Raw genomic sequence first — 10592 nt, 5'->3', positions numbered from 1 at the left:
ACCACCAATGCCAATTGGACCGACGCCACCGGCCTGATCAACGCCCCGATGCAGCCGCAGCCGGGCTTCGCGGTCTTCTCCGGCAGCGCCGGCACGGTCACCGTCGATGACGGGCCGGGCGCCGTCGGCATCACCGGGATGCAGTTCGTCACCTCGGGCTATCTGGTCGAGGGCGACGCGATCGGCCTCGCCAATGCCGCGACCATCCTGCGGGTCGGCGACGGCACCGCCGAGGGCGCCGGCATCACCGCCACCCTCGCCGCCGCCTTGACCGGCGCCAATGGCCTGGAGAAGACCGATCTCGGCACCCTGGTCCTGACCGGCACCAATACCTATAGCGGCGCCACCACGATCACCGCCGGCACCCTGGCGCTCGCCGGCAGCGGCGCCATCGCCACCTCCAGCGGCCTCACCATCGGCGCCGCCGGCACCTTCGACATCGCCGCCACCAGTGCCGGCGCCACGCTCGACAGCCTCGCCGGCAGCGGCGCCGTCATTCTCGGCGCCCGCACCCTCACCCTCGCCAATGCCGCGGGATCCTTCGCCGGAACCCTCTCGGGAACCGGCGGCCTCATCGTCTCCGGCGGCACCCAGACCCTCACCGGATCCAGCAGCTTCACCGGGGGAACCACGCTTTCCGGCGGATCGGTGGCCCTCGGCAGCGCGTCCGCTTTGGGCACCGGCGCGATCATGGTCTCAGCCGACGGCAGCGTCTCCTATCTGGCCGACTTCGCGCTCGCCAATGCCGTGGCGATCACGGGCGACGCGGTCGCCACCTTCGACACCGGCGCGCACGCGGCTGGCATCGACGGCGTCGTTTCGGGCAGCGGCAGCCTCGTGAAGGTGGGATCCGGCGCGCTGACTCTGTCCGGCGCCAATACCTATGCGGGCGGCACCACGCTGGCCGGCGGAAGCCTTGTCCTCGGGGATAGCCGTGCGCTCGGCACCGGCGCCCTGGTCTTCGCCACCACGGGCACCGTCGGGTTCGGTGTCGGCGGCACGTTCGCCTCGGCAATCCGCATCGGCAGCGGCCTCACCGGCACTTTCGACACCGCCGGGCAGACCGTGGCGCTCTCGGGCGCCGTCTCCGGCGCGGGAAGTCTCGCCAAGATCGGCGAGGGCGCGCTGACGATCGCCGCCGGAAATACCTATACCGGGGGCACCACACTCGGCGGGGGAACGCTCGGCCTCGCCGGCAGCGGCGCACTCGGCACGGGCGGGCTCAACGTCACCGCCGACGCCACGATCGCATTCGGCGCCACCCAGAGCCTCGCCAATGCGGTGGCGCTCTCGTCCGGCATCACCGCGCGGTTCGACACGGCGGGCAACAGCGTCGCTTTGTCCGGCATCGTCTCCGGCGCCGGCGCCCTCGCCAAGGTGGGCGACGGCGTTCTCACCCTCTCCGGCGCCAACACCTATTCCGGCGGCACCGTCCTGGCGGGCGGCAGCGTGATCGCGGGGAGCGCCACCGCGCTCGGCACCGGCGGCGTGGCCTTCGCCCAGAGCACGCAGCTCACCTTCGGGTTCAATGCCCCCTTCGCCTCTGCGGTGTCGCTGGCCGGTGGCGCGACGGCCACGCTCGACAGCAGTCTGTTCGACATCTCCCTCACCGGTCCGATCTCCGGCGCAGGCGGGCTGACCATGGTCGGCGGCGGCACCGTGACCCTGAATGGTGCAGGGACCTATAGCGGCCCCACCACGGTTTCGGCCGGCACGCTCCGCTCGGACGTCGCGGGGGCCCTCTCGTCCGCCTCCACCTTCACCGTGGCGAGCGGGGCGACGCTCGACCTCGCGGGCAAGGATCAAGTCATCGGCGGGCTCGCGGGGGCCGGCGCGGTGCATCTCGGCACGGCGACCCTGACCACCGGCGCCGACAATACCGACACCAGCTTCTCCGGGCGGATCGACGGGGCCGGCGGCCTCGACAAAGTCGGCATCGGCAATTTCACGCTCGGCGCCACCAATACCTATTCCGGCGACACCAATATTTTCGCCGGCACCATCACGGTGGCGAGCGACGGCGCGCTCGGCACCGGTCTGGTCAATGTCGAAAACGGCGCTGCACTCGCGTTCGCCGGATCCTTCAAGCTGACGAACCGGGTCGACGTGACGGAAAGCGGGGCCATCGACACCTCGCAATATGCCGTCACCCTCACCGGGGACATCACCGGCGCCGGCAGCCTGGTCAAGACCGGGACTGGCACGCTCACCCTCTCCGGCAACAATTCCTTCACCGGGGGCCTGTTTGTCGAAGGCGGCACGCTGGGGGCGACCATCCCGCAGGCGCTGGGCACCGGCGCGGTCATTTTCCAGGGGATTTCGACCTTCCTCGCGCCCGACGCGTCGCTCGGTCCGATCACCAACGCCTTCACGCTCGGCAACACCGTCGCCATAACACCGCCGCCCGGCGGCACCGCGGAATTGACCGGCGCCATTTCCGGCAGCGGCAGCCTGTCCATCGCCGGCGGCGGCACCGTGGTGCTCGCCGGGCAGAACAGCTATGCCGGGGCGACCGGAATCGGCGCCTCCAGCACGCTCCGCACCGCCGCGCCCGGCGCCCTGCCGACGACCACGTCGCTCGATGTCGCGGCCGGAGGCACGCTCGACCTCGCCGGCAACAGCCAGACGGTCGGTGCGTTGTCCGGCGCGGGTGCGGTCACGCTCGGCTCCGGCACGCTGACCAGCGGGACCAACAACCAGGACAGCCTGTTTTCCGGGACCATGTCCGGCACCGGCGGCTTCACCAAGACCGGAACGGGCAAAGCGGTGTTCGACGGCACCGGCACCTTTAGCGGGTCCACCACCATTAGCGGCGGCACCTTCATCGTCGGCGGCACGGCGGGATCGACCGCTTCCCTCACATCGCCCGTCACGGTCGGCGCCGGCGGCGTGTTCGGCGGGCATGGCACAAGCGGCCCGGTCACGGTCGGCGCCGGCGGCGAATTGTCGCCGGGCAATTCCATCGGCACGCTCACGGTGTCCGGCAATCTGGCCCTGAACCCGGCCGCGACCATGCTGGTGGAAGTGAACGCCACCCAGAACGACCGGGTGCATGCCACCGGCAATGCGGCAGTCGCTGGGACGTTGGTGGTGAACACCTCCGCCGGTTGGACCGCCAATTACGCCTATACGTTCCTCACTGCGGGTGGCACGGTCACCGGCACCTTCTCAGACGTGATCGACGATCTGCCTCTGGCGGACGCCGAACTGACCTATGGCAGCAACAGCGTCTCTTTCACGCTGGTGTCGAACCTCGTCTCGTTCGCCACGCTGGCGGCGACGCCGGACCAGATGGCGGTGGCCGCGGCGGCCGAGTCGCTCGGCAGCGGCAACCCGGTGTTCGATTCCCTCCTGATGCTCGACGCGCCGGCCGCACAGGCCGCGTTCAGCAGCCTCTCGGGCGGGGCCTATCCCTCGACGGCGAGCATGTTCCTGCTGGACAGCCGCTTCGTGCGCGAGGCGACGCTCTCCCGGGCGCGCGGGCCGCTCAACACGGCCGCATCCCTGGTGCCGGGCGCCCCCCCGGCGGGCCAGAGCGGCGTCTGGGCGCAGGCCTTCGGCTCCTGGGGCACGCTGGACGGCTCGGCCGATGCCGCCTCGCTCTCCCGCACCGTGAGCGGGGTCTTCTCCGGCATCGACGGGCGGATCGGGGACGCGGTGCGGCTGGGCTTCGCTGCGGGCTATTCGCAGACCAGTTTCGATGTCTCCTCGCTCGCCTCGTCCGGCTCCAGCGACGATTATCACGTGGCGCTTTACGGCGGTGCGCGCCTTGGTCTCTTCGACGTCCGGGCGGGGGCCGCCTTCACGTGGCACGACGTCTCGGCGAATCGCACCGTCGCCTATTCCGGCTTCTCCGATCGCCACACGGCGGACTTTTCCGCCCATACCGGGCAAGTCTATGCGGAAGCGGCGATCCCCTGGAGCTTCGCGGCGGGAGCGCTGGAGCCGTTCGCCAACCTCGCTTATGTCCGTGGTTCGACGGACGGCTTTACCGAACTCGGCGGGGCCTCCTCGCTCACGGCGCAGACCCAGACCGACGATGTGGTGTTCACGACCCTGGGCCTGCGCGGAGCCGTGCCCTTTGCGCTCGGCACCATACCGGTGAGCGCGCGCGGCAGCGTCGGCTGGCAGCATGCCTTCGGCGATCTCACGCCGGAGACGCAGTTCACATTCGCCAGCGGCAGCCTGCCGTTCGCCATCGACGGGGTGGGCCTGCCGCAGAATGCCCTCCTGCTGGAAGGTGGCCTCGACTTCGCCTTCACCGCCAATGCCGGGCTGAGCCTCGTCTATTCCGGGCTGTGGTCCAACAGCGGCACGGACAATGCCTTCAAAGGGACCTTCCAGGTCCAATTCTGAGGTGTTGGACGTTTCTAGCCGGGCCGCGGGGGGCGCGTTCTCGCGTGCTCTTGGAGCCTGATCCGATCAGGTCGAATCGACCGGTGGGTGAATCCGTCTCAAACCATGTGTTCGGGAATGCGTTGGTGACGAGCACGGACCCCGGTCTGGAGCCCCGTCACACGGGCGAACGGCGGTACCCGCAAGAGCGAATCACCACCCCCGATTTGCCTCTCGAACGCGCCCCCTGGCCTCCGGCTTCTCTTCCTGGACCACGGGGTCGCTTCAGCGCCTCGCAAACCGGGGACGCGACGCGGCAAATGCCCGGACGGGCACCGACCAAGCCTTTGATTTTCTTGTTGAAAGTTTGGAGCGGGCGGCGGGAATCGAACCCGCGACATACAGCTTGGGAAGCTGTCGTTCTACCACTGAACTACGCCCGCACCGCCGCGCACAATAGACAGGACGGCCCTTTCCCAGCAAGAGGCTTGTCGCGTCCATCCCCATCGACCCACCCCCGCAGCCGGCGCGGATCTATCGGGCGTGGGAGCGAAACATCTGGTTTGCGCAAAGGCGATCGCGCTCTAATCTCCCGCCATGTTTGAACCGCCCCCCGCTTCCCCGGACACCGCCCCCGCGGCGCGCCGATTCACCGCTCGGTTTCAGAGCTTCGACACGGGCGGAGACGGCCGTTCCGGCGGCGCGCGGCTCGCGGCGCTGCGGGCCGAACTGGCGCGACGCGGTGTGCAGGGCTATGTGATTCCGCGCGCCGACGCCCATCAGAACGAATATGTCGCGCCATCCGAGGAACGCCTGGCTTACCTCACGGGCTTCACCGGTTCGGCCGGCATGGGCATCGTCCTGCCGGAGCAGGCGGCCCTGTTCGTCGACGGACGCTACACGCTCCAGGCGGCGGCCCAGATCGACGGCACCGCCTTTGGCCTCGTCCCGCTGGCCCGCACGTCGCCGGAAAGCTGGATCGAAAAGCATCTGCCGAAGAGCGGCGTGCTGGCCTTCGACCCCTGGCGCACGACACTGGATGGCCGCGACAAACTCTCTGCCGCAGTTTCGGCCGCCGGCGGCATGCTGGTCGCGCTCGAACAGGACCCCTTCGATGCCATCTGGCCGGACCGGCCGGCCGCGGCGCGCGCGCCGGTCCGGCTGGTGCCCGACGCCTTGTCGGGCGAAGCGTCCGCAGCCAAGCTCGACCGGGTCCGCGCGGCGCTCGGCGATGCGAAGGTGAACCTGGCGCTGATCTCCGACCCCCATGCCGTCGCTTGGCTGTTCAACCTGCGCGGAGGGGACGTCGCGCATACGCCGATCGCCCTTGCCTGGGCGATCGTCCCCGCGGAGGGCCGGCCGGTCCTGTTCCTCGCCGCGAACCAGGTGCCGGCCAGCATCCGACCAATACTCGAAGCGGTGGCCGACATTGCGCCCGCCTCCGCCCTCGAGGCCGAACTGGCGCGGCGCGCGTCCGGCAAGACGGTCCGGCTCGATCAGGCCACCGCCCCGGTGCAACTCGCCTGCATCATCGAACGCGCGGGCGGGACGGTCGCGAAGGGGGCCGACCCCTGCGCCCTTTTGAAGGCGGTCAAAAACCCGGCCGAGATCGCCGGGATGCGCGCCGCCCACGAACGCGACGGCCTTGCGCTCGCCCGGTTCCTGCATTGGTTCTCGATCTCCGCGCCGGGAAATCTTACCGAGATCGACATCGTCGAGGCGCTCGAGACCTTCCGCCGCGAAGGCGGCGGGCTCAATGACGTGTCTTTCCCCACCATTTCCGGCGCCGGCCCGAACGGCGCGATCGTCCATTACCGGGTGACGCGCGAGACCAACCGGGCGCTCCAGACGGGGGAATTGTTCCTGGTGGATTCCGGCGCCCAGTATGACGAGGGCACCACCGACGTCACCCGCACGCTCGCCGTCGGCACGCCGAGCGCAGAGATGCGGGTTCACTACACCCTGGTTCTCAAGGGCCACATCGCCGTATCCCGCGCGGTCTTTCCGGAGGGCACGACGGGAGCGCAGATCGATCCGTTCGCGCGGCAGTTTCTGTGGGCGAACGGCCTCGATTACGACCACGGCACCGGGCACGGCGTCGGCGCGGGCTTGTCGGTGCACGAAGGGCCGGCGCGATTGTCCAAGCTCGGCCATGTCGCGCTCAAGGCGGGGATGATCCTGTCGAACGAGCCGGGCTATTACCGGACCGGCGCCTACGGCATCAGGATCGAAAATCTGGTCCTGGTGGAGCCGCGACACCCGGGCGGCGACCGTCCCTCGCTCGGCTTCTCCACCCTGACCCTCGCGCCCTATGAACGCAGCCTGATCGAGACGGCTCTGCTCACCCCGGAGGAGCGCACCTGGATCGACACCTATCATGCCGAGGTGGCCGCCCGCCTCGCTCCGAAGCTCGACCCGGGCGCGGCAGCCTGGCTGCTCGCCGCCACCGCTCCGCTGGGGTGACACAGCCTTCCCTTCGGGAAGGCGAGTCTTTCCGAAGGAAAGAAGAAGCGGCCTCAAAAGTCTTCGACGGTTCACGGAACCTTTGCAGTGGCTCAACGTTACCTTGACCGACACAGATCGGGAGGACTTGAACCATGCTGTCCACAATCCTTATCGTACTTCTGATACTTCTTCTGGTCGGCGCGCTCCCGAACTGGGGCTATAGCCGCGGCTGGGGCTATGGACCGGGCGGCATTCTCGGCGTCCTGCTGATCATCGTGATCGTTCTGGCTCTGACCGGCCGCATCTGACCGCGGAGGGCTCGCCCTCCGCTCTGCTACCGCTGAATGAAGCGGGTCCGCACCGCCAAGCTTCGGCCTGACGGTGCGCTTTCCGCCGTCAGGCGGTGGCGGCAATTACCTTGCCGGTCTTCTCGATCAACTCGCCGATCTGATCTTCGGAGATGATGAGGGGCGGGGTCAGAGCGAGTGTGTCGCCCGTCGCACGCACCATGAACCCGAGATCGTGGAAGGCGGTTTCCAGCGCCTGATAGCCGCGCACGCCCGGCTTTCCGTCCTTCGGCGCCAGATCGATTCCCGCCGTCAGGCCCACGGTTCGGATGTCGAGCACACCCGGTTGCTCCCGCAGGGACATGACGGCATCGGCCCAGATCGGCTCGATCTTGCGGGCACGCGCGAACAGGTCTTCCTTCGCGTAGAGATCGAGGGTCGCGATGCCCGCGGCGCAGGCCAAAGGATGCGCCGAATAAGTGTAGCCGTGGAACAGTTCGATCACATGTTCCGGGCCGCGCATGAAGGCGTCATGGATCGACGACCGGGCGAGCACGCCCCCCATCGGAACAGCGCCCGACGTCACGCCTTTGGCAAAGGTGATGAGATCGGGGGTTACACCGTAGCGTTCCGCGGCGAAGGCATGTCCGAGCCGGCCGAACCCGGTGATCACCTCGTCAAAAATCAACAGGATGCCGTATTTGTCGCAAATGTCGCGCAACCGCTGAAGATAGCCCTGCGGCGCGGGGATGACACCGGTCGAGCCGGCCATCGGCTCGACGATGACCGCCGCGATGGTGGACGGATCATGCAGGCCGACGATCCGTTCCAACTCGTCGGCGAAATGCGCGCCATAAGCCGGCTCGCCTTTGGTGAAGGCCTGGTGGGCGCGATCATAGGTGGTCGGCAGATGGTCGACACCCGCCAGCAGCGTCCCGAATGCCCGGCGGTTCGGCACGATGCCGCCGACGCTGATCCCGCCGAAACCGACGCCGTGATAGCCGCGCTCGCGGCCGATCAAACGGGTGCGGGCACCCTGGCCGATCACGTTCTGATAGGCGAGCGCGATCTTCAGTGCGGTATCGACCGCCTCCGAGCCGGAATTGCAGAAAAAGACGTGGTCGAGACCGGCGGGGGCCAAATCGGCGATCCGGCTCGCCAAGGTGAAGGCCGTCGGGTGGCCATACTGGAAGGTCGGAGCAAAATCGAGTTCGGTCGCCGCATTGCGGATCGCCTCGACGATGGGCGCGCGGTTGTGCCCCGCATTGGTGCACCACAGGCCGGCCGTACCGTCGAGCACCGCCCGTCCGTCCGGGGCGAAATAGTGCATATCCTTGGCCCGGGAAATCAGGCGCGGCCGCTTCTTGAACGCGCGGTTCGCGGTGAACGGCATCCAGAAGGCTTCCAGGTCGTTGGGCACGAGATCGGCCGCCGTCCGTTCCATCACCTCATCCAATGACATCTCGCTCTCCTCGAGCCCCTGCGGGGCGATCTACGCGGCCTCACAATCGCCGCTGTCGTGGAAAGCTATCACGTCGGCGCGGAAGAGGACACGCACCGGAACGCGAAGCCCTTGCGCCCACGGCCCGTGTGGCGGAAAACTAGACGTGACTTAAGGTCAACCCGCGACCGCGCCGCACGGCGATTCGGTTTGCACAAGCGACGAGACGACGTGACACTGGCATCCCTGGATCCTGCCCCTTTCCCCGAGGCACACGATGCGCCGGCCGCCGTGCGCGATGCCCTCGGCCGGGTTCTCGCAGCGGACGAGTTCGTCTCCTCGCCGCGCCTTGCAGATTTCCTGCGTTTCATCGTCGAGGCGACGCTCGCCGGGCGCGCGGAAGAAATCAAGGGCTATACGATCGCCGTCGAGGCGCTGGGACGTCCGCCCTCCTTCGACCCGCAGAGCGATCCCATCGTGCGGGTCGAGGCGACACGCCTGCGCCGGGCCCTGGAGCGCTATTACAGCACCGCCGGAGCCCAGGAACCGCTCGAAATTGCGGTCCCGAAGGGCAGCTATGTCCCGCTATTCCGGGAACGCACGCTGCGTTTCGAACCGCAGCCCGCCGAAGCGCCCGCCCCTCTGCCGGCCGAGGCCGCGCCGCCGCCCGCGCGCAGGCCGGGCGGGCGCAGGCTCCGGCGGATCGCAGCAATTGCCGCCGCCTTTGCCTTGGTGAGCCTCGTCATCGCCGTTTCCGGCGTTCAGATCGGCATCGAAAACGGTCCCGGCAGGCTGACCGTCACGCTCGGCGGACGGCCGACCACCGCCGCCGAACTCGCCGACCGCATGGGCATGCCGATCCTCGAAGTCCGCCCGTTCGAACGGGCGGGCGCGCCGCCACCCGAGGCGGACGCGATCCACACTTTGGAAGTGCGGCTCCGAGATGCCTTTTCGCGGTTCGATTTCGTCGACGTCCTGGCCGCCAGCACCGCGGCATCGCCGCACGAATGCCGGGGCGCCCCGCCCCGCTCGGTGTTCTCGCTGAGCGGCCTCGCCGAAGGCCATGGCGAGGACCGCTTCTCCCTGCTGCTGCGCCTGTCCGACCGCTGCAGCGGCAACATCGTCTGGTCACAGGAACTGGCGGATCTCTTCCGCGGGCCGGATCGGGCCGCGACCGAGCAGCAGGTGGTGCGCGAAGTCGCGGCCTCCCTCATGGAATCCTATGCCGCGCTGCCGACCCGGGCGCGGGCGCAGGCACGGCTGGAGGCGCCGGAATCGGGCTTTGGCTGCATCTCGCGAAACTTTGCCGCTTTGCGCGGCGATCCGAGTGCCGACCCGCTCGCCGCAAAGACCTGTCTCGAAGGGCTCGTGTCTCGCGACCGCGGCTTCGGCATCGTGCATTCGGTCCAGGCGATGCGGATGCTCGAAGACGCCCTCGCCGCCACCGACAGCGAGCCCGATGCCACGCTCGTCGATCGGATCCAGCGCGAAGCGGAACTCGGCGCCGAGCTCGCCCCGACAAGTGCCTTTGCCGCGCGTGTGCTCGCGAGCGTCGACTTCTTCCGGGGCGAACGCGAGATGGCGCTGGCCGCCGCCAGCCGCGCGGTCGCGCTCAATCCGCTCGATTTCGACGTGGCCGCCGCGGCGGGCGCCATGATGATCGGCCTCGGCAAAACCGAACAGGGCGAAGCGCTTTTGACCTATGCGCGGGAACATGGCGCGGCGCGGAACCGCCTCTACGACGCCTATCTCGGTCTCGCCGCCTTTCTCCGATCCGATCCGGCGGCCGCCGCCGCCATGGTGCCGCCGCTCGAAACCCATCCGAGCCCGCAGACCCGCATCGCGCTCGCGCTCGCGCTCCATGTGCTCGGCCGCGCCGAGGACGAGCGGCGCGTCGTCGCCACCCTCCTCCGCGAGACCCCCGGCGGGCTCGCCGGTGTCCGGCGCGCGGTGCGCCGCATCATGCCGGACGCGGAAGGCGCGGCCCGCATCCTCGGCGAACTCGAGGCCGCAGGTCTCGCGCGCGACGCGCGCGCGCCGCTCGCCTCACGCGGCTGAAGGCTCCTTCACCCCGCCGCGGACGC

At 69.0% G+C, this 10592-nt stretch carries 5 protein-coding genes and 1 tRNA gene; 4 read left to right on the top strand and 2 right to left on the bottom strand.

Going from position 1 to position 10592, the window contains the following annotated elements:
* Positions 1 to 4356, top strand: a 4356-nt coding sequence (locus EDC64_RS19910) for an autotransporter domain-containing protein (RefSeq protein ID WP_132034649.1), incomplete at its 5' end; no start/stop codon positions are given.
* Positions 4357 to 4703: 347 nt separating this feature from the next.
* Here EDC64_RS19910 and EDC64_RS19905 read toward each other — a convergent pair.
* Positions 4704 to 4778: transfer RNA gene (locus EDC64_RS19905), tRNA-Gly, on the bottom strand.
* A gap of 154 nt (positions 4779 to 4932) precedes the next feature.
* On the opposite strand from EDC64_RS19905, the gene EDC64_RS19900 reads away from it, so the two are divergent.
* Both EDC64_RS19900 and EDC64_RS19895 read left to right on the top strand, forming a co-directional pair.
* Positions 4933 to 6798, top strand: coding sequence for an aminopeptidase P family protein (locus EDC64_RS19900; protein ID WP_132034647.1), 1866 nt, complete (start codon positions 4933 to 4935; stop codon positions 6796 to 6798).
* A gap of 134 nt (positions 6799 to 6932) precedes the next feature.
* Entirely contained in the window at positions 6933 to 7088 is a 156-nt protein-coding gene (locus tag EDC64_RS19895; protein ID WP_132034645.1) for a DUF3309 domain-containing protein, read from the top strand.
* An 88-nt stretch (positions 7089 to 7176) separates the two neighbouring features.
* On the opposite strand, the gene aptA is transcribed toward EDC64_RS19895, so the two are convergent.
* Positions 7177 to 8529, bottom strand: coding sequence for an omega-aminotransferase AptA (gene aptA / locus EDC64_RS19890; RefSeq protein WP_132034643.1), 1353 nt, complete (start codon positions 8527 to 8529; stop codon positions 7177 to 7179).
* A gap of 210 nt (positions 8530 to 8739) precedes the next feature.
* Between aptA and EDC64_RS19885 the strand changes: the two genes are divergently transcribed.
* Positions 8740 to 10566, top strand: a complete 1827-nt coding sequence (locus EDC64_RS19885; RefSeq protein ID WP_132034641.1) for a hypothetical protein — start codon at positions 8740 to 8742, stop codon at positions 10564 to 10566.
* Positions 10567 to 10592: the final 26 nt, after the last annotated feature.

The organism is Aquabacter spiritensis (assembly GCF_004346185.1).
Classification (GTDB): Bacteria; Pseudomonadota; Alphaproteobacteria; order Rhizobiales; family Xanthobacteraceae; genus Aquabacter; species Aquabacter spiritensis.
The sequence above is the reverse complement of the archived record's forward strand: the minus strand, read 5'-3'. Positions and strand labels throughout refer to the sequence as shown.

Bases quoted from the DNA above. Each gene is read 5' to 3' on its own strand.
- EDC64_RS19900 (WP_132034647.1), top strand. From the start codon at position 4,933: ATGTTTGAACCGCCCCCCGCTTCCCCGGACACCGCCCCCGCGGCGCGC.
- EDC64_RS19895 (WP_132034645.1), top strand. From the start codon at position 6,933: ATGCTGTCCACAATCCTTATCGTACTTCTGATACTTCTTCTGGTCGGC.
- aptA (WP_132034643.1), bottom strand. From the start codon at position 8,529: ATGTCATTGGATGAGGTGATGGAACGGACGGCGGCCGATCTCGTGCCC.